Below are 20481 nucleotides of genomic sequence, written 5' to 3'. Positions count from 1 at the left end.
AGCCAGGCCGTTGAGGCAACCAATTTCACAGGGCACCCGTCTTTCCCTCTTATCTCAGGCGGGATAGAATTGGCGCAATTCAAACCGTTTATTCCAGGATCCTGCCATCGTGAGCCAACAGTCTTCCCTGCCCTTTGCTGCCGCCGTCTATCAGCCGAAAAAGACGGACAAGTCCCAATTGTCCAGCTTTGTCGCACGCTTGCAGGCAGATGGCGTCAGGATTGCCGGCATCCTGCAGGAAAGCCATATCAAACCGGGCGAAAAGACGCGCACCATCGAAAGTATCGATATCCGCACCAGCCAACGGGTCGCGATCAAGAACCCGATGAAGCATGAGGCCGAATGTGGCTTGGATGCGGGCAACCTGATTGAAACAAGTGCTATTTTGCGGGAAATCCTGGATAACCCGCCCGACCTTGTGGTGATGGAAAAATTCGGCGGCCAGGAACAGTTGGGCAAAGGCCTCTATGACGAGATCATGCAGATCATCGCCGCCCATATCCCGCTGATCCTGTCTGTCCCTGAACCGGCCCTGCCGCTCTGGCGGGAGATGAGCGAGAATATGGGGGATGAAATCGCCTTTTCCGTCGAGGCGATGGATGGCTGGTGGAGTGAATTATCTGCAAACCAATAGGACCTTTAAGCCGGTTACCGGGGCAAGCCCGGTAATGACGAGTTTCTTAATCAAGCCGAAAAATACGGCATCTCCGGGCTTTATCCGCGGATCTGTGGCGAAACCATCTCAGTCCTTTAAACAGAAAAAGGGCGGCCAAAAGGCCGCCCTTTCCATGTTCAGCAATCGCTGAAAAGCTTAGTCGCGACGCGGACGGCGCGGCTTGCCTTCGCGTTTCGGCTGTTCAGGGGCTTCGAAGCCTTCGACTTCTTCACCGGTTTCCTGATTTACCGCACGCATGGACAGGCGAACCTTGCCACGATCGTCGATGCCGAGGCACTTGACGTAAACTTCGTCACCTTCCTTGCAGACATCGGTGACCTGCTCGGTGCGGCCTTCCTGCAACTCGGAAATATGGACCAGGCCGTCACGGCTGCCCATGAAGTTAACAAACGCACCGAAATCGAGGGTCTTAACCACTTTACCGCGGTAGATGACGCCTTCTTCCGGCTCAGCAACGATACCCTGGATCCAATCATAGGCTTTCTGGCCGGCTTCGCCGTCTACAGCCGCGATCTTGATGGTGCCATCGTCATCGATGTCAATCTTCGCGCCGGTTTCTTCGGTAATCTCACGGATCACTTTGCCGCCGGTGCCGATCACGTCGCGGATTTTTTCACGCGGGATCTGCATGGTGGTGATGCGCGGCGCATGGGTGGAAACCTCTTCACGGCCGGACGTGATGGCTTTGGCCATTTCGTCCAGAATGTGCAAACGACCGCCACGGGCCTGTTCCAGAGCGGTTTTCATAATGTCCTCGGTGATCGAGGTGATCTTGATGTCCATCTGGAGCGAGGTGATACCGTCTTCGGTACCGGCCACTTTGAAATCCATGTCGCCCAGGTGATCTTCGTCACCCAGGATGTCGGAGAGAACCGCAACGCCGTCATCTTCCTTGATCAGGCCCATGGCGATACCCGCACAGGGTTTGATCAGCGGAACACCGGCATCCATCATGGCCAAAGAGGTACCGCAAACGGTCGCCATGGAGGAGGAGCCGTTGGATTCGGTCACTTCCGATACAACGCGAACGGTGTAGGGGAAGTCTTCCTTTTCCGGCATCATCGGATGGATCGCACGCCAGGCGAGCTTACCATGGCCGATCTCACGACGGCCGGGGGAACCCATGCGGCCCGCTTCACCAACGGAATAGGGCGGGAAGTTATAATGCAGCATGAAATGCTCGCGATATTCGCCTTCCAGCGCATCGATGATCTGCTCGTCCTGGCCGGTGCCCAGCGTGGTCACAACCAGCGCCTGGGTTTCCCCACGGGTGAACAGCGCGGAACCGTGGGTGCGTTCAATCACACCCACTTTACAATCGATCTGGCGTACATCTGCACCGGAACGGCCGTCGATGCGGACGCCGGTTTTCAGGATGTTGCCGCGAACGATGTCGCTTTCAAGGCCTTTGAACAGCTTGGATGCGGTTTCCACATCGCCTTCTTCCTCGGCGATTTTGGCGAGCGCCTCTTCCTTCACTTTGGAAATGGCGTTCACGCGGTCCTGTTTGACGGTATTGCCATAGGCTTCGCGCAGACCGGCTTCGGCCAGTTCGGCAAGGCGGGCCGCCAGAGCGGAGGTGTCTTCCTCGGCCGGCATGTCATAGGGGTCTTTCGCGCATTCTTCTGCAAGCGCGATGATCAGGTCGATCACCGGCTGGATGTTTTTGTGACCGAACATCACAGCGTCCAGCATGGTTTCCTCAGGCAGTTCCTGCGCTTCGGATTCAACCATCAGCACGCCTTCCTGGGTACCGGCAACAACCAGGTCCAGGTCGGTTTCTTCCATTTCAGCGGCGGTCGGGTTCAAAACGAACTCACCGTTGATCATGCCAACGCGCGCACCACCAATCGGGCCGAGGAACGGCGCGCCGGAAATGGTCAGGGCCGCAGAGGCACCAATCAAAGCAACGATATCCGGATCATTTTCCAGATCATGGGACATCACGGTAGTGATGACCTGGGTTTCGTTGCGGAAGCCTTTGACAAAAAGCGGGCGGATCGGACGGTCGATCAGACGCGAGGTCAGGGTTTCTTTCTCGGTCGGACGGCCTTCACGCTTGAAGAAACCACCGGGGATCTTACCGGCCGCAAAGGCCTTTTCCTGGTAGTTCACGGTCAGCGGGAAGAAATCCACGCCTTCTTTTTTCTCTTTTTTGAAAACAGCGGTGCAGAGCACCTTGGTGTCACCATAGGTGACCATAACAGCACCATCAGCCTGGCGGGCGATCATGCCCGTTTCCAGCTTCAGGGTCTTGCCACCCCATTCCATTGATTTGGTATGGACTTTAAACATCTAGTTTCTTTCCTCATCATTCATCTAACCAGCATCACCAACCACACGTCCTGTGGTCGGAACCATTGATGCCGATGGTGGGAAAGACAACGGAGATTGGCGGGAAGGTCAAGGCCGCGAGGGTCGTGTTGGCAAATAAAACGAATGCAGCTGCAACATCCGCACCGTCCTATATGTCAACACGACCAAACAAACAGTGGAAACCGGGGACTTAATCTTGGGATGCCCTTTGTTTTCCTTTGGCCTTTTTACTCTCTGCCTTATCCCTTGTGCCGGATCACCTGTTTCTTTCCCGGTTGCACCCTGACCGTCCGAATGACCACCAGGGCAATAAATCAGAAGGGGCGCTGGCTTATGCCTGCGCCCCTTCCGAAATCCAACTTAACGCCGGATACCAAGCTTGGCAATCAAGCCGGTATAGCGTTCAACATCTTTCCGCTTGAGATAGTCAAGCAGACGACGACGCTTGCCGACCATGGAAATCAGACCCCGACGGGAATGAAAGTCCTTTTTGTGGTCTTTCATATGTTCGGTCAGGTTATTGATCCGCTCGGTCAGGATGGCAACCTGGACTTCCGGGGAACCGGTGTCGCCGTTTTTGGCGGCATGTTCCTGGATGACTTCGGTTTTGCGTTCAGCCGTAATAGACATTTTGTAACTTCCTTATTTCACGGTATCTGAATAAACCAATACCCGGATCGGCTTGATCGCGCCTTTTTCATAAGAAACCAGAGCAACAGCCTGTTTTTTGAAAAAAGCAACGGCCGTATCTCCGTCCTTCAGTCGGGAAATACGGTCCAGATCAATCTTCCGGAGAAGCGTGACCGCCTGCCCATTTCTGAGCCGCTGCGTCTCCGCCTCGTTCAAAGTCAACGCCGGGATACCGTCCAGCGCCACTTCAATTGGCAGTAATGCATCTGCCAGTTCCGCGGGGTTATGCGCTTTTTCTTCGAGCACATCAAGGGAAATCGCATTCGATTCGTCAAAAGGCCCCACTTTTGTACGCCTCAACTGGGTCAGATGGCCCCTGGTGCCCAATTTGCGGGCCAGATCCCGGCCCAGCGCACGAACATAAAAGCCCTTGCCGCAATCCACCTCGAACACCGCATGATCCTGGTCGATGATTTCCAGGAGGCGCACCGCGTCACAGCGCACTTCACGGGATTTCATTTCAACCGGCTTGCCCGCGCGTGCCAAATCATAAGCGCGCTGGCCATCAATCTTGATCGCGGAAAATACCGGCGGGACCTGTTCGAGCAAACCCTGGAAACTGTCGAGCACTGCCAGGATCTCCGCTTCCGACGGGCGATGATCGCTGGTTTCCACGACCGTCCCTTCATGGTCGCAGCTGTCGGTCTCCGCCCCCCATTTCAAGGTGAAACGATAGGTCTTGGCCCCATCCATTACATAATTGACGGTTTTGGTCGCCTCACCCAGCGCAATCGGCAACAGGCCCGTGGCAAAAGGATCAAGCGTCCCGCCATGACCCGCTTTCTGGGCCTTGAAAAGATAGCGCACCTTGCCCACCACCGGGGTGGATCCCATTTCAACCGGCTTGTCGATAATCACCCAGCCATGGACCGGGTTGCCCTTGCGTTTTCGTGCCATCCAGCTCGCCGCTTATTCTTCTTCGTCCCGATTGGCGTCATCGGCATCATCATCCAATTCATCCAGATCATGCAGCACACGCGGGCTGCGCAGGATGTCATCAATGTGACTGCCTTCGTCAAAGCTCTTGTCATATTGGAAGGACAGGTTGGGCACATATTTCAAATGCACCGTCTTGCCAACCTGCCCCTTCAGGAAGGGGGCCGCCTTGCGCAACGCGCCCAGGATCTCCTTGCGGTTTTCCTTGGCAACGCCGCCCATGGGAATGATGAAGGCAGTGGCGTTTTTCAGATCCGGGCTGGCACGTACTTCCGTCACAGTCAGCATCGCATTGGCCAGCGCCGGGTCACGCAGCTCGCCACGCATCAGCACAGTGGAAAGCGCATGGCGGATTTCCTCACCCACACGCAGCTGGCGCTGCGAGGGTTCTTTTCCTCGGCTCATCGTCCGACTTCCTATTCTCTATAAAACAATGCGCCGGGAAGGCGCGGGATTAAAGCTCCCGCGCCACTTCCTCAACGTCGAAACATTCGATGACATCGCCTTGCTTGATATCATCATAGTTCTCAAAGGCCATGCCGCATTCGTAGCCGCTCTGAACTTCACGGACATCGTCCTTGAAGCGACGCAGGGTCTTGAGCGAACCTTCGTGAATGACCGTGTCGTCGCGCAGCAGACGCACCTTGGCGCCGCGCTTGACCATGCCTTCGGTGACATAACAACCGCCGACCTTGCCGACTTTGGTGACATTGAAGACTTCGCGGATTTCCGCGTAACCCAGGAAGGTCTCGCGCAGCTCCGGTGCCAACAGACCGCCCAGGATCTTTTTCATGTCGTCGATCAGATCATAGATCACGGAATAATAGCGGATATCCACGCCATCGCGGCGGGCCAGCTCACGGGCCTGCGGGTTGGCACGGACGTTAAAGCCCAGGGCCACACCGCCGGTGGAGGCTGCCAGCGTGATATCGGATTCCGTGATACCGCCAACCGCACCATGCAGGACACGGACCTTGACTTCCTCGGTGCCCATTTTCTCCAGAGAAGAGGTGATCGCCTCAAGGGAGCCCTGAACATCGGTCTTGATGATGATCGGCATTTCCTGGACTTCACCGGCCTTGATCTGGCTGAACATCTGCTCCAGCGTGCCGCGACCGGCAATCGCCTGGGTCGCTTCCTTCGCCTTACGCTGACGATATTCGGCAATTTCACGGGCCTGGGTATCATCCCGGACCACGACAAAATCGTCACCGGCCTGCGGCGTGCCCTGGAGACCCAGGACCTCAACCGGCACGGACGGGCCAGCCTCTTCAATATTCCGGCCCTTGTCATTCAACAATGCACGGACACGACCGGATTCCGCACCAGCGACAAAGACATCACCAACACGGACGGTACCGCGCTGGACCAGAACCGTCGCAACGGAACCACGGCCTTTTTCCAGCTTGGCTTCAACAATCGCACCCTCGGCACGACGGTTCGGATTCGCCGAAAGTTCCAGCATTTCCGCCTGCAGCAGAATGGCTTCTTCCAATTTGTCCAGGTTCAGTTTCGCCTTGGCAGAAACTTCCAGGCACATGATGTCGCCGCCCAGTTCCTCGGGCACCAATTCATGTTCCAGCAGCTGGTTACGGATGCGACCCGGATCGGCTTCCGGTTTGTCACATTTGTTGATCGCCACAATGATCGGCACTTCCGCTGCCTTGGAATGCGCGATCGCTTCTTTGGTCTGCGGCTGAATGCCATCGTCGGCAGCCACAACCAAAACCACGATATCGGTGACATTGGCACCGCGCATACGCATTTCGGTAAAGGCCGCATGGCCCGGGGTATCCAGGAAGGTGATCTGATCGCCCCCTTCCAGTTTCACCTGGTAGGCGCCGATATGCTGGGTAATGCCGCCAGCTTCGCCACCGGCCACGTCGGTCTGGCGCAGCGCGTCCAGCAAAGAGGTTTTACCATGATCAACATGCCCCATGATGGTGACAACCGGCGCCCGGGATTTCAGGTCTTCCGCCTTATCCTCAGCACCGCTGATGCCATCTTCCACATCCGCTTCGGAGACACGGTTGATGCGATGGCCGAATTCTTCGATCACCAGTTCCGCGGTATCGGCGTCAATGGTCTGGTTCTGAGTCGCCATCACGCCCATTTTCATCATCGCCTTGATCACGTCACCGACGCGTTCCGCCATACGGTTGGCCAATTCGCCTACGGTAATGAATTCCGGCACGGTCACATCGCGCTTCACTTTTTCATTACGCGCACGCAGTTCCTGCGCCTGCTGTTTTTCCTTCTCACGGGCGCGCTTGATCGCCGCCATGGAACGGACACGCGGCATGCCGTCATCATCCAGCGCCTGGTTGATGGTCAGCTTACCGGAACGGCGGCGGTCGCCGCCTTTCGGGCTGCGTGCCTGTTGTTGCTGTTGCTGCTGTTTCTTGTCAGCTTTCGGCTTGCCCTTCGGCTTGGAATCGTCACCGGCCTTGGCAGCTTTTTTCGCGGCTGTTGCCGCTTCTTCCTCTGCCAGCTTCTTGGCAGCTTCCGCCTCGGCTTTTTTACGTTCTTCGGCTTCGGCCGCGATCTTCTTGGCCTCTTCCTCGTCGATCTTGGATTTTTTCGCTTCTTCTTCCGCGCGCTTGGCATCTTCTTCAGCCTGGCGCTGGCGCTCTTCCTCTTCGGCCTTCCGGCGCTCAGCCGCTTCCTTGGCGCGCTGTTCGACGGCTTCCATCTCCTCGCGGCGGCGCTCTTCTTCCTGAGCGGCACCTGCAAGCGCCTTCATCCGGCGTTCGCGTTCCGCATCAGACAGGCCGTCTTCACCCAGGGTCTGGCCGTTCGGTGCCTCTTTACGATTGGGATCCACAGCGCGCATGCGACCGCTTTCCCCTCGTTCAAAGGTACGCTTCTTCTTCACTTCAACCGTCACGGTCTTGGATCGGCCATGGCTGAAGCTCTGCCGGACCTGTCCGCCTTCAACCGTTTTCTTCAACTCAAGCGTCTTGGGCTTGCCCAGTGTCAGCTTGCTGCCATTGTCCTTGGAATCGCTCATCTTACCCTTATTCCTCCGAGGGCGCCGTATGCCGGAACCCCTTCAACCGTGCCGCGTCCGAAGCAAAGCCGTCCGCCAGTCCACCGGGTGTGATCAAGACATGGACCCTGTGATCCCGTCCGAAAACACCACCTAACTCTTCCGCCGTCAGCAGGTCGACAACAAGCAGTTCCCCTGCCAGCGCCCTGATTTTCTGACGACCATCAGCCGCACCATCCGATGCCGCCAACACCACACCCGCCCGCGCCGCTTTTAGCGCTGAGCGAACTTTTTCAAACCCTGCGACCGCTTCACCGGCGCGGTTTGCTTGAGCCAACCAATTCAGACAACGCTGAACCAGCAGGGCCTCAATTCTCTGCGCCAGATCGTCCGGCGCAACTACCCTGGCGCGGGCAGCCTTGGCAAACAAAGAGCGTTTACACGCCGTCTTAATGCACTCAGCCGTCGCGCTCAACCACATTCCGCGTCCAGGCAGCACCGCTTTCAAATCCGGCACTACCTGATTATCGGGCCCAACCACAAATCGGATCATCTCCGATTGTGGCTTTCGTTCCCCTGTCGCCAGGCATCGGCGGATAGGATTCGCCTTTCTTCCGGCCCTGACCGGACCGTCATCCAGGCTTTCTTCCATCTCCGCCTCCAATGCCATCAAACCGGTTCGTCCCCTGCGTCTCAGGCTTCCTCAGCGCCTTCCGCAGCTGCAGCTTCAGCGGCCGCTTCAGCAGCCTCCGCTTCAGCAGCGGCTGCCGCTTCCGCCCGCATGGCATCCAGCTCTTCCTGACTGAACCAACCGGCCGCAACACGTGCGTCCATAATCAGGTCGCTGGCTTCCTGCTCACCGATCGGGAAGGATTTCAGGATTCCATCTTCCTTATCGGTCAGCTCATCCGCAGCCAGGTCAGCAAAATCATCGATTGACTTCACTTCCGCCTCACCCAGAGCAACCAGCATCGCCGGAGTCAGCCCTGCCAAACCGGCAAGCGCATCTTCAACACCCAATTCCTTGCGGCGGGTATCGAGGCGTTCCGCTTCGGTTTCCAGGAAGGTGCGAGCACGGGCACGAAGTTCTTCCGCGACAGACTCATCAAAGCCTTCGATAGAGGCCAGCTCGTCAACCGGGACATAGCCGACTTCCTCAACGCTGGTGAAACCTTCGGTGACCAGCAGGCGGGCAATAACGTCATCTACATCAAGCGCTTCCATGAAACGTTCAGAACGTTCATTGAATTCCGCCTGACGTTTCTGGGATTCCTCTTCCTCGGTCATGATATCGATATCCCAACCGGTCAGGATGGAGGCCAGGCGGACATTCTGGCCACGACGGCCGATCGCCAGGCTCAGCTGATCATCCGGAACAACCACTTCCATCTTGCCGGATTCTTCATCCATGACGATCTTGGACACTTCCGCCGGCGCAAGCGCGTTCACAGTGAAGGTCGCGTCTTCCGGGCTCCACGGGATAATATCAATTTTCTCACCCTGCAATTCGGTGACAACCGCCTGAACGCGGCTACCGCGCATGCCGACACAGGCACCGACCGGATCGATGGAGCTGTCCTGGGAGATCACGCCAATCTTGGCGCGGCTGCCGGGATCACGGGCAACCTTTTTGATCTCGATGACGCCATCATAAATTTCCGGCACTTCCTGCGCGAACAGTTTCGCCATGAATTGCGGATGGGTTCGCGACAGGAAGATCTGCGGACCGCGCTGTTCACGGCGCACATCATAGATATAGGCCCGAACACGGTCACCGCGTTTAAAATGCTCGCGCGGGATAATTTCATCACGGCGCAGAACAGCTTCGGCACGGCCCAGATCCAGGGTAACATTGCCAAATTCCACACGTTTGACCACACCATTGACGATCTCGCCAACGCGATCCTTGAATTCCTCATACTGGCGCTCGCGCTCTGCTTCGCGCACTTTCTGCACGATCACCTGTTTTGCAGTCTGGGCAGCGATGCGGCCAAATTCGATCGGCGGCAACTCATCCACGATGAAATCACCAACTTTGGCGTCCGGCTTTTCGGAAAGCGCCTCACCCAAGGTCATTTGGGTGACTTCATTTTCGATCTCATCAACAACTTCGATATAGCGCGCCAGGCTGATCTCGCCGGTGCGACGGTCGATGGTCGCACGGATGTCGTGCTCGTGGCCATATTTGGAACGGCCGGCTTTCTGGATTGCCTGTTCCATCGCTTCCAAAACGTGCTCACGATCGATGCTCTTCTCACGGGCTACTGTATCAGCCACTGACAGCATATCCGTGCGAGTAATCGCCATACCTTCCATGGTTCCATCCGTCCGTTAGGCTGTCCGGCTGCTAATCTCGGCCATGACAGCGTTTCGTTGAACTCAATTCGTTAGTCGGTTTCCGTCCCGGTCTGTTCCGATGCGCCGGCAACCAGCTCATCCGACATGACCAGTTTGGCCCGATAGAAATCGTCATAGGGCAAGGCAATTTCCACCATGTCGCCATTATGTTCGATTTCCAAATGGATGTGGTCTTCAACAAATCCCAGCAAGCGGCCGCGGAAACGGCGCTGACCGTCAATGGCCACATTCATCTCCACCTTTGCCTCATATCCGGCAAAACGCTCAAAATCGCGCGGTTTCACCAGCGGCCGGTCGATGCCCGGTGAGCTGACTTCCAGCGTGTAGGCATCATCAATGGGGTCTTCCACATCCAAAATAGCAGAAATCGCACGAGAAATCGTCGCGCAATCTTCCACCGTGATTGCCTCTTCATCCAAACGGTCCGCCATCACCTGCAGGGTCGGTTTCTGTCCGCCGGTCAGCATGATCCGCACGACATCAAACCCCATATCGTTGAGTGCCGGGAGGATAAGCTCTTCGATTTGCGCAACAGATTTCATACGCGGTTCCTGCAGAAATGCGGTTTAAAAGCACCGTTTGGGTATTAAAAAAGGCGGGCCAAGGCCCACCTCCGAACTGTCGCCACCCTGTCAAGGATGCGACCTAAGGCACACACTATATACACAGTCCCCCAGGAAAGCTCAAGGGTTTATCCGCACAAGGGCAAAGAATAGACAACAGGGGCGTCAGACCCTCGTTTTACGGCGGAATTGAAGATAGTGAGGTCGCCCTGCCAAAGCCTTCTGTTCATAGCGGGTTGCAGGCCAATCATCGGGACGCACATGCCAGTCACAAGGTCCTTCGTCCAGCCACTCAAAATCGGGATGATCGGCCGCATGCAGCATGGTCCAGCGTACATAAGGTTTATGATCGCTGGCCACCCGGAGGATCGCACCATCCCTTAACAATCTTGCCAGACGCTCCAGATTAGCCGGCCCAATGAAGCGCCGGAAGGCATGACGGGTTTTCGGCCACGGATCGGGAAAGAGAACAAAAACACGGTCCAGACTTTGATCCGGCAGCTTATCCATCAGCAGCCGCGCATCATCCGCGATGATGCGGGCGTTGGTGATCCCCTCATCCTCGACTTTGCCCAAGAGCCGGGCTACCCCGTTAATATAGGGTTCACAGCCGATAATCCCGACATCCGGGTTATTCTGGGCCTGCCAGACAAGATGTTCACCGGCACCAAACCCAACCTCAAGCCAGACTTCGCGCGCCTTTCCGTCAAAAAGCGATCCCGCATCAACGGTTTCACCACTCAAATCGACGGTCATCGTCGGCAGCAACTCATCCATCAGCCGCTTTTGGCGCGCACGCAATGTGCGCCCCTTGCGGCGTCCGAAAAATTTTTCTGCTCCGTCAGGCTGGGTCATCTCAATTCATCCGGGCCCAAAATATCGGGGCCCCAACTGGGGCCCCGGAAAACTTGGTCAGCTCATCGCCGCTTTCAGGGCATCTACCAGATCCGTGCGTTCCCAGCTGAAGGCACCATCATCGCGTGGTGTGCGGCCGAAATGGCCATAAGCAGAACTGGGTGCGAAGATCGGGCGGTTCAGCTTCAGATGCTCACGAATGCCGCGCGGGCTGAGATCCATGACTTCCTGCAACGCACCGGACAATTTATGCTCGGAAACACGACCGGTATCCCCGAGATGCACATAAACAGAAAGCGGCTTGGCCACACCAATAGCATAAGACAACTGAATAACGCAGAAATCGGCCATATCGGCGGCGATCACATTTTTCGCCAGATAGCGCGCGGCATAGGCGGCACTGCGGTCAACCTTTGTCGGATCCTTACCGGAGAAAGCGCCACCGCCATGAGGTGCCGCACCGCCATAGGTATCCACAATGATCTTACGACCGGTCAGGCCGGTATCACCGTCCGGACCACCAATCACAAAACGGCCGGTCGGGTTTACGTAAAATTCATTTTCCGGGCACATCCAGCCCTGTGGCAGGACCTGCTCCACATGACCGCGGACAATCTCACGGATTTCCTTCTGGTCAGCCCCTTCGGCATGCTGTGTGGAGACCACGACAGAGGTTGCCCGAACCGGCTTGCCATTTTCATATTGCAGGGTTACCTGGCTCTTGGCATCCGGGCCGAGAAGGCTGTTGGCCTCGGCATGGCGCTGCCCGGCGAGGGAGCGCAGGATCCGATGAGAGAAGTCGATCGGCGCCGGCATCATGCTGTCGGTTTCGCGACAGGCATAACCGAACATAATGCCCTGGTCACCGGCACCTTCATCCTTTTCACCCGCAGCATCAACCCCAACAGCAATATCTGCAGACTGGCTGTGGACATAACAATCCACATCCATGGTTTCCCAGTGGAAACCCTCCTGCTCATAGCCGATATCCTTGACCGCTTCACGAGCCTTGGCGATCATTTCATCCTTGGTGACTTCCTGGGCGCAGCGAACCTCACCTGCCAAAACCACTTTTTGTGTGGTGGCCAGGGTCTCAACGGCGACGCGGGAATAAGGGTCTTTCGACAGGAACAGATCGACAATTTCGTCCGAAATGCGGTCACATACCTTATCGGGGTGACCTTCGGAGACGGACTCGCTCGTAAACAGGAAATCGCCTTTGTTGGCCATATCTCTCTATCCTCTTGCCTGAATCAACCGCGTCTCGATGCGACGATCAACAATCATATGAAATTCACGGGCAGCCGAAGATGTTCCTTCAATGGGTGCTCAAACACAACCCGCACCGCCTAAGAAGCGGTTTTTGGCAGGGTTTGCCGAACGGGTCAACCGAAATATCGAATTTCAACCTGATCCGGGCATGACCTTATAAATGGGAACTCATTCCCCTTCGGGATCGTGCGCCGCGGCCATCGCCTTGCAAAGGTCAAATATCCGTTTTCGGACAACCGGGTCCTTCACCCGATAATAGGCACGCACCAATTCTAGGGTTTCGCGCTTTGCCATCGGATCGCGCTCGTAGGTGTCTTCCGGCATTTCATCCAGGCCGGCGCGCAACCGCGGCGCCTGATCCGCCACATCCTGGGTCATATCATCAAAGAAATACTGGATCGGCACATCCAGAACCCTTGACAGATCATAGAGACGGCTGGCGCCAACACGGTTGGTGCCGCGCTCATATTTCTGCACCTGCTGAAAAGTCAGGCCAATCGCTTCACCCAGCTTTTCCTGGCTCATCCCCAGCAATGTACGCCGCAACCGGACCCGTCCGCCGACATGAATATCGACCGGATTTGGTATCCCCGGACGCCCCGCCGGAATTGCCCCCCGTCTGGTGCCATTTTTAGCGTTTTCCGCCATTTAAGGCCCTCATTGTTTATTCTGTTACCGTAGTCACATAGACCTCTAATAGAGAGGGGTTTTTCTGGCGTCAAGTTTCAAACCGCAAGAAACAACCTATAATTGCTTAGAATCCAATCTGTTATTAGCAACAACCAGCATTCCGAGTATCGCAGCAACTAGCAAGATCATCAATCCATTGCCCGTCCGGGAAAAGACGGTGCCCTCTTCCAACGGCTCCGGCAAAGCGAAATCGAGATATCCGGCTTGCTCCAGAGCCAGACGCCCCATTTCCCGACCATAGGAATCATACACTGCCGAGATGCCTGTGCTGGCCGCCCGAACCATGGGCAACCCCTCCTCGACCGCCCTGGTGCGGACAATGGCAAGATGCTGATAGGGACCGGCCGTGCGGCCGTACCAGGCATCGTTGGTCAAATTCAACATCCATTTCGGGCGCTGAACATCATTGACCACCTGGCCTGGGAACACCGCTTCATAGCAAATCAGGATACTAACGGGTGGAACACCCGGAATATGTATGGTTCTGGGCCCCGGCCCCGGCGTGTAATCCGACATGCCATGCGCCACTTTTTCCACCGGCAGCACCGAACGCAAAGGCACATACTCACCAAAAGGCACCAAGTGCGACTTATCATAAGCCTCGATCACCTCGCCATCGGCATCCAGCACGAGTCCGCTATTATGGATTGTGCCGGCGGCTGTATCCCGTCGCGGCGCACCAGTGATCAAAACACCGCCCTCAGGAAGCGCTCTCGCGATGGCCTGCCGGGCCTCCGGAATATCCTCAAGGAAAAATGCGGCGGCGGTTTCCGGCCATATAACCGTGTGGATCCCATTACCGCGCCCTGCCTGCGTCAATTGCAGGAAGTCGGCGAAGTTTCTAGCCCGATAGCGGGATCCCCATTTCTCTTTTTGAGGAATTGCAGGTTGCACAATCCGCATATTCGGTAATATCGCATTGGTTGTTTCTGTTATGGAATTAGCATTTTCAAGTCGCAAAAATCCATATCCATATACCATAACCGGCAGCAAGATGACCAACCCAAGCAAGCCCCCCCCCAACCCTGCGGGATACCAGCGGCAAAAGTGCCGGCAAAACCGCCATCACAAGGACCAGGAAACTGAGACCATATGCCCCAACCACAGACGCAGGTTGGATCAGTATATCCGACCCGGCCCAGGCATAGCCAATCAGGTTCCAGGGAAATCCTGTGAATAACATACCGCGCAGCCATTCCCCAAGGACCCAGAGCGGCGCAAAAGCCAATACCTGGATCACCGGATGACGAAACCAGCGCAGGGCCAGCGCAACCGCACCGGAATAGAAGGCCAGAAAAGCGGGCAGACCCAGCGCCGCAAACGGCACCATCCATAAAAGCCGGTCCGAAAAAATCAGCAGGGCATGGCTGATCCAATAGAGGCCGGCGGCAAGAAAGCCGAACCCGAACCACCAGCCAATGGCAAAAGATGATTTCCTGGATCTGTCCCCCTGCAGCATCCAGATCAGGATCGGCATCGCCAGCAGCAGCACCGGCCAGGCATTGACCGGTGGCAGCGCCAGTGTGGCGGACGCCCCGGCGACAAAAGCGGCAAGCCAACTGCGCCAGCCGGAAAGGCCGCCCAACACCTGCTTCATCTTCACCGGCATGAGAATGGGCAGGCTTGCGCCCGCCCCTGACATTGTTCCCGCCATATCTATTTTCCCTGTTGGAGAGGCCAGGCAGCCTTTTTAGTCATACATCCCGGTGAATTCGGTCTTATCAGCTTTGTTCAGGGCAGATTCCGAACACAGAGCCGTTTGATCCGCCGCGGATCCCCATCGACAATCTCAAACTCAATACCCGATTCATCATGACGGATAATCTCTCCCCTGACCGGCACGCGGCCCACTAGGTAGAACACGAAACCGCCAAGGGTATCGATATCCTCTTCCCGCTCTTCCTCGGTCATGAATTGACCAAAGAGCGATTCAAACTCTTCCAGATCAAAGCGGGCATCAACACGAACCGAGCCATCCGCGGCCTGACTGATTTCAGGGCCCCGGTCATCATCATGTTCGTCCTGGATCTCGCCGACGATTTCTTCCACCAGATCCTCAATCGTAATCAGGCCGTCAATCCCGCCATATTCATCCACAACCAGGGCCATGTGATGGCGACTGACCCTCATGTTCAGCAGAAGATCAAGCGCACGCATGGTCGGCGCCACAAACAGGACCTCCCGGCGCAACTTTCTAAGAGAAAATGTCTTTTCCGGATTTTCCATAGCCCGCATCACGTCCTTGATGTGGACCATGCCGATGACGTCATCCTGACTGCCCTGATAAATCGGGTATCTTGAATGGGGCATCTCGACCATGATGCGCACCACTTCGCGCAGGCTTTTGCCAGCCTCGATACTGACAATGTCGGCGCGCGGAATCATAACATCTTCCGCCGTCGTCTCGCCGACCTTCAGGATATTGTTGAGGAGCTGCCGTTCGGAATCATCAATCGGCGTATCCCGATCCTCATGATCCTCCAGGATTTCCTCAAGGGATTCCCGCAATCCCCCATCTCCATTCCGCCCCAAAAGACCACGGATCAGATTTCTTAATCCGCCAGGTTTCTGGGGCTCGGTACTAGGTGAGGGGTCCGCAGCATCATCATTAGATGCCTGTATATGTGCCATTTCTTTATTCAATCCAGTAACAAAATCACACGCAATTAACCAGTTTGGCCGAATTCAGCATCAGGCGCCTGATAGCCGCCTTCATAGGGGTTGGATATACCCATCCCCGCCAGCAGCTTGATCTCCAAGGCCTCCATAATCTCTGCCTCATCATCCTCTATATGGTCATACCCGATCAAATGCAAAAGACCATGAATGACCAAATGGGTCAGATGATGATCAAAAGATTTATTCTGCTCTCGGGCTTCACGGGAAACCGTTTCGAGCGCGAGCACAATATCACCCAGCATGCGTGGCATGCCCGGCAACGGCGCTTCATCCTCATCATCGGCTGGAAAGGACAGGACATTGGTCGGCTTATCCTTGCCGCGCCACTCGCGATTCAGTTCCTGCACGGACGCATCATCCGACAGCACCAAACTCAATTCCGCTTCGCGGCCTTCATCCGCACCGCCTTCCGCCTGCCAGGCAGCCATCACTGCCCGTTCAACCACCGCCTCAGCGTCTGCGGGCCAGCCATCGGCCTCGCAGACAAGATCCATTTCCAACTCTGCAGTCATGTAAGTGCTTTAGATATCCAAATCCCAATCGCTGCCAACTTCACGCTGGCGGTTATCATAGGCATCCACAATGCGCGCCACCAAGGCATGACGGACAACATCCACCGCCTGAAAACGCATGGTATAGATCCCGTCCACGCCCTTGAGGGTTTCAAGCGCATCGCGCAAGCCGGATTTCTGCGTATGCGGCAAGTCCACCTGGGTCATATCACCGGTGATCACCATGCGACTGTTATCCCCCAGACGGGTCAGGAACATTTTCATCTGTGCCGGGGTCGTGTTTTGCGCCTCGTCCAGCAGGACGAATGCATTTTTCAGCGTCCGGCCACGCATAAAGGCCAACGGGGCAATTTCGATCTCGCCATTATCGATCTTGCGGTTCACCTGATCCGCCGGCAGCGTGTCATAAAGTGCGTCATAGATGGGCCGCAAATAAGGATCGACCTTTTCCTTCATATCGCCGGGCAGGAAACCAAGCCGCTCCCCTGCTTCCACCGCCGGGCGCGACAGGATGATCCGATCGACCGCACCTGAGGTGAGCATGGAAACCCCATGACAGACCGCCAGATAGGTCTTGCCGGTACCGGCCGGGCCAATGCCGAAGGTCAGGTCAAAATTGCGCATCGCATCCATGTATATGGACTGGTTCGGGGTTCGCGCCGCCAGGGTTTTCCGGGGCGTGCGGATCACCGCTTCCTGTTCGCCAAAGAGATCCTTCGGCGCGTCGGCCATGCGCATGGCGGCATCCACATCGCCTTTTTCCACGGGCTCACCACCAGACAGCCGCTCATACAATCGTTCCAAAGCCATAAACGCCAGCTTCACCGCATCGTCGGGCCCGTTAATGGCCACCTGATTGCCCCGGTTGATCAAAGACACGCCAAGCGCCTTTTCGATCTGAACCAGATGTTTGTCATGCTCTCCGAACAATTCCGGCAAATGACGGTTGTCGTCGAACTCAATGAAAACGGGCGCAGCCATTTGCGCCGGCGCATGTGTCATGGTCAAGCGTAGGCCCTCTTCCTTTCAGTTTCACCAGCTTCCACCCCGGTCATGACAGGCTCACCAAACAAGCTGTGCCCTTCATTTCCGGTGATGTTACAGTCAATGATCCGGCCGATCAGGCGTTCGGGACCAAAGATATGAACAGGCTGCAAATAGGGCGAACGGCCAACCAACTGGCCCGGTTCGCGCCCCGCTTTTTCAAACAGAACCGGCAGGGTCTGGCCCGGCATGGACGCATTGAACGCCGCTTGCTGGGCCTCGAGAAGCTGCTGAACACCCTTCAGTCGCTCTGTTTTCACCTCTTCCGGAACCTGGGTCTCCACCGCTGCAGCGGGCGTACCCGGGCGCGGCGAGAATTTGAAGGAGAATGCGCCCGCATCATAACCGACCTTGTTGATGATCGAGAGCGTGTCGGCAAAATCTTTGTCGGTTTCACCGGGGAAGCCGACAATAAAATCAGAGGACAAGGCAAGATCCGGCCGCGCCTCACGCAGTTTATCCACCAGTTCCAGATATTCCGCAGCCGTGTGACGGCGGTTCATCGCTTCCAGGATCTTGTCCGATCCGCTTTGCACCGGTAGATGCAAATAAGGCATCAGCTGCGGCACATCGCGATGGGCCGATATTAATTCTTCATCGACTTCAGAGGGATAGCTGGTGGTATAGCGGATCCGGTCGAGGCCGTCGATTTCGGCCAACTCCCGGATCAAACGGCCCAGGCCCCATTCAGATCCGTCCGCCGCCTCACCATGATAGGCATTCACATTCTGGCCCAGCAGGGTGATTTCGCGGATGCCCGCTGCAACCATGCGCCGCGCCTCCTCCATCACGGGTGCCGCCGCACGGGACGCTTCCGCCCCCCTTGTATAAGGCACCACACAGTAGGTGCAGAACTTATCGCACCCTTCCTGAACCGTTAGGAAGGCGGAAACACCTTCGTGATTGCTTTCTTCCGGCAGATGATCGAATTTTTCCTCGACTGGGAAATCCGTATCCAGCACTTTGATGCCGGCCGCCCGGTTGGCTTCGGCAATCATCTGCGGCAGGCGGTGATAGGTCTGTGGGCCGAATACCATATCAACGGCGGGCGCTCGCGCCATAATCTCTTCACCTTCGGCCTGGGCAACACAGCCGGCCACAGCGATCAGCATACGATCGCCGCTTTCGGCCTTTTCTTCCTTCATTTTCCGCAAACGACCCACTTCGGAATAGACTTTTTCCGAGGCCTTTTCACGAATATGGCAGGTATTCAGGATCACCATATCGGCATCATCAGGCCGGTCCGTCATGGAATATCCGACCGGGCCCAGCACATCTGCCATGCGCTGGGAGTCATAGACATTCATCTGACAGCCATAGGTTTTGATAAAGAGCTTTTTGCTGTTTCGGGTATCGGTCACGTTGGAACGTCCTCGGCGCTATCACAGGCGGGCCAACAAGGCCCCGGCGCACCTTTCATCACTTGTGTGTTATGGGGAATACAATACGACCCAGGGCCGATTTGCGTATTCATACGGCCCTCCGATAAGCCGTATCGCCACAACAAGTCAAATAAAACCGACGTCTCAACTGCGTTTGCCTTCCTTTCCCCGAGAGGTGCCGGCGGACAGAACCAGACCGGCTCCGGTGGATTACCCCCAACATATAGAGGCCTCCAAACAGAAATATACCATAAGCGGGGATTTTTCCCTAGGCAAAACAAATGCCGCCCGGGCTTTTCCCACCGAACGGCATTTTATCAAGGCACAATGACGGAATTATGTCAGCGGGCACATCTTAGTTTCCATAGAAAACAGACACAGCCCAGGGCAGGCGGTTACCGTTTGCCCTTCTTGCCGTCCAGCGGCACACCATACAGCTCAAGACGGTGATCCATCAGCCGGAAACCCAACTGCTCTGCCACCTGGTGCTGCAGCTTTTCAATGGCTTCATTCTGGAACTCGATCACTTCACCGGTCTCAATATTGATCAGGTGGTCATGATGTTCGTCAGACACTTCTTCATAACGGGCACGCCCATCGCCAAAATCATGGCGGGTCAGGATTTCCGATTCCTCAAACAGGCGCACCGTCCGGTAAACAGTCGCGATGGAAATCCTGGGATCAATCGCAACAGAGCGATGATGCAGCATCTCGACATCCGGATGATCATCAGATTCAGAGAGGACACGCGCAATCACCCGTCTCTGCTCCGTCATCTTCAGGCCCTTTTCCCCGCACAGTTTTTCAATACGAAGTGAGTCTTTTGCTTCGGACATCAATCATTCCTGTCATACGTACGGATGGATCTCTTGGCCCCACGGAGCGGAACCGCCACTTGTTAAAGTAACCAACAGCCTGGCAAAATCAAGCGGCTAAATCAGAACATTTCAGAAACGTTAGCCCCTGCACCCCGCAATCAGCGGCGGCGCGGCTTGGTCCCCAATCCAATTTCCTTGGCAAGACGGGACCGCTGTTTGGCATAATTGGGCGCGACCATGGGATAATCTGACGGCAGGCCCCAACGTTCGCGATATTCTTCCGGCGTCATGTCATAAGCAGTCTTCAGATGCCTTTTCAGCATCTTGAGTTTTTTGCCATCTTCCAGACAGACAATGTAATCCGGTGTCACCGAACGGCGCACGGAAACGGCCGGCACCGGCTTGTCAGTTTGCGGTTCATCCGCCCTGCCCACATTGGACAATGTTTTATAAACCTGTTCTATCAAGCCAGGCAGATCGGCAACATTGACAGTGTTGTTGGACACATGGGCAGACACAATATCGGAGGTCAGCTCCAGAACCTCTGCCGGACTGATTTCCTTTTCCGGTGCTTCAGACATCCCTGAGTATTCCTTTCTAATACTTCACATATCCCGAGCCAGTATTCTCGATCCTGGCCAGAACCATGACCGGCTGCAGATCACCCGATAGAGAAATCACCACAGCAAATGGTGAATCAA

At 56.0% G+C, this 20481-nt stretch carries 20 protein-coding genes; 1 reads left to right on the top strand and 19 read right to left on the bottom strand.

Annotated elements, in window-relative coordinates; genetic code table 11:
* Nucleotides 1–109: 109 nt before the first annotated feature.
* On the top strand, nucleotides 110–634 hold the full coding sequence (locus DFP90_RS10390) for a DUF2478 domain-containing protein (RefSeq protein ID WP_181905288.1): 525 nt from the start codon (nucleotides 110–112) through the stop codon (nucleotides 632–634).
* Nucleotides 635–811: 177 nt separating this feature from the next.
* Here the strand turns inward: DFP90_RS10390 and pnp are convergent, their stop codons facing one another.
* The 19 genes from pnp to DFP90_RS10295 all read right to left on the bottom strand — a co-directional run bounded on the left by pnp (nucleotide 812) and on the right by DFP90_RS10295 (nucleotide 20361).
* Nucleotides 812–2971, bottom strand: coding sequence for a polyribonucleotide nucleotidyltransferase (pnp, locus tag DFP90_RS10385; protein ID WP_115936395.1), 2160 nt, complete (start codon nucleotides 2969–2971; stop codon nucleotides 812–814).
* A 381-nt stretch (nucleotides 2972–3352) separates the two neighbouring features.
* Nucleotides 3353–3622 carry a 30S ribosomal protein S15 gene (gene rpsO / locus DFP90_RS10380; RefSeq protein WP_115936394.1) on the bottom strand — a complete coding sequence of 90 codons (270 nt, stop codon included), beginning with the start codon at nucleotides 3620–3622 and terminating at the stop codon, nucleotides 3353–3355.
* A 12-nt stretch (nucleotides 3623–3634) separates the two neighbouring features.
* Nucleotides 3635–4579 carry a tRNA pseudouridine(55) synthase TruB gene (gene truB, locus DFP90_RS10375; RefSeq protein ID WP_115936393.1) on the bottom strand — a complete coding sequence of 315 codons (945 nt, stop codon included), beginning with the start codon at nucleotides 4577–4579 and terminating at the stop codon, nucleotides 3635–3637.
* Between the two features lie 12 nt (nucleotides 4580–4591).
* Nucleotides 4592–5023 (bottom strand): 30S ribosome-binding factor RbfA, encoded by a 432-nt coding sequence (gene rbfA, locus DFP90_RS10370; protein ID WP_115936392.1) that lies wholly within the window; start codon nucleotides 5021–5023, stop codon nucleotides 4592–4594.
* Between the two features lie 49 nt (nucleotides 5024–5072).
* On the bottom strand, nucleotides 5073–7628 hold the full coding sequence (gene infB / locus DFP90_RS10365) for a translation initiation factor IF-2 (RefSeq protein WP_115936391.1): 2556 nt from the start codon (nucleotides 7626–7628) through the stop codon (nucleotides 5073–5075).
* Nucleotides 7629–7635: 7 nt separating this feature from the next.
* The gene (locus tag DFP90_RS10360) at nucleotides 7636–8277 is read right to left on the bottom strand and encodes an RNA-binding protein (protein ID WP_245957030.1); all 642 of its coding nucleotides are present in this window, start codon (nucleotides 8275–8277) and stop codon (nucleotides 7636–7638) included.
* A 23-nt stretch (nucleotides 8278–8300) separates the two neighbouring features.
* Nucleotides 8301–9923 carry a transcription termination factor NusA gene (gene nusA / locus DFP90_RS10355; protein WP_115936390.1) on the bottom strand — a complete coding sequence of 541 codons (1623 nt, stop codon included), beginning with the start codon at nucleotides 9921–9923 and terminating at the stop codon, nucleotides 8301–8303.
* A gap of 71 nt (nucleotides 9924–9994) precedes the next feature.
* A complete protein-coding gene (gene rimP / locus DFP90_RS10350) occupies nucleotides 9995–10507 on the bottom strand; it encodes a ribosome maturation factor RimP (protein WP_115936389.1) in 513 nt (170 codons plus the stop codon).
* Nucleotides 10508–10693: 186 nt separating this feature from the next.
* On the bottom strand, nucleotides 10694–11383 hold the full coding sequence (trmB, locus tag DFP90_RS10345) for a tRNA (guanosine(46)-N7)-methyltransferase TrmB (protein WP_115936388.1): 690 nt from the start codon (nucleotides 11381–11383) through the stop codon (nucleotides 10694–10696).
* Nucleotides 11384–11440: 57 nt separating this feature from the next.
* Complete coding sequence (gene metK, locus DFP90_RS10340; RefSeq protein WP_115936387.1) at nucleotides 11441–12613, bottom strand: methionine adenosyltransferase; 1173 nt, start codon at nucleotides 12611–12613, stop codon at nucleotides 11441–11443.
* A 210-nt stretch (nucleotides 12614–12823) separates the two neighbouring features.
* A complete protein-coding gene (locus DFP90_RS10335) occupies nucleotides 12824–13303 on the bottom strand; it encodes a helix-turn-helix domain-containing protein (protein WP_115936386.1) in 480 nt (159 codons plus the stop codon).
* A 96-nt stretch (nucleotides 13304–13399) separates the two neighbouring features.
* Nucleotides 13400–14326, bottom strand: coding sequence for an apolipoprotein N-acyltransferase (lnt, locus tag DFP90_RS10330; RefSeq protein ID WP_245957039.1), 927 nt, complete (start codon nucleotides 14324–14326; stop codon nucleotides 13400–13402).
* Nucleotides 14295–14999, bottom strand: coding sequence for a hypothetical protein (locus DFP90_RS10325; RefSeq protein ID WP_115936384.1), 705 nt, complete (start codon nucleotides 14997–14999; stop codon nucleotides 14295–14297). Before DFP90_RS10325 ends, lnt begins: the two co-directional genes overlap by 32 nt.
* Before the next feature lie 77 nt (nucleotides 15000–15076).
* Nucleotides 15077–15853: a hemolysin family protein gene (locus tag DFP90_RS10320; protein WP_245957029.1), complete on the bottom strand. Its 777-nt coding sequence runs from the start codon at nucleotides 15851–15853 to the stop codon at nucleotides 15077–15079.
* A gap of 158 nt (nucleotides 15854–16011) precedes the next feature.
* Nucleotides 16012–16536, bottom strand: coding sequence for an rRNA maturation RNase YbeY (ybeY, locus tag DFP90_RS10315; RefSeq protein WP_115936382.1), 525 nt, complete (start codon nucleotides 16534–16536; stop codon nucleotides 16012–16014).
* 9 nt (nucleotides 16537–16545) lie between these two features.
* Complete coding sequence (locus tag DFP90_RS10310) at nucleotides 16546–17538, bottom strand: PhoH family protein (protein WP_115936381.1); 993 nt, start codon at nucleotides 17536–17538, stop codon at nucleotides 16546–16548.
* 2 nt (nucleotides 17539–17540) lie between these two features.
* A complete protein-coding gene (gene miaB / locus DFP90_RS10305) occupies nucleotides 17541–18941 on the bottom strand; it encodes a tRNA (N6-isopentenyl adenosine(37)-C2)-methylthiotransferase MiaB (RefSeq protein WP_281269698.1) in 1401 nt (466 codons plus the stop codon).
* Between the two features lie 416 nt (nucleotides 18942–19357).
* A complete protein-coding gene (locus DFP90_RS10300) occupies nucleotides 19358–19798 on the bottom strand; it encodes a Fur family transcriptional regulator (RefSeq protein ID WP_115936380.1) in 441 nt (146 codons plus the stop codon).
* 140 nt (nucleotides 19799–19938) lie between these two features.
* Complete coding sequence (locus DFP90_RS10295; protein WP_115936379.1) at nucleotides 19939–20361, bottom strand: Ros/MucR family transcriptional regulator; 423 nt, start codon at nucleotides 20359–20361, stop codon at nucleotides 19939–19941.
* Between the last annotated feature and the right edge of the window lie 120 nt (nucleotides 20362–20481).

This window comes from Aestuariispira insulae, assembly GCF_003385955.1.
In the GTDB taxonomy this organism is placed as follows: domain Bacteria; phylum Pseudomonadota; class Alphaproteobacteria; order UBA8366; family Aestuariispiraceae; genus Aestuariispira; species Aestuariispira insulae.
This window is presented reverse-complemented; position numbering and strand designations above follow the sequence as displayed.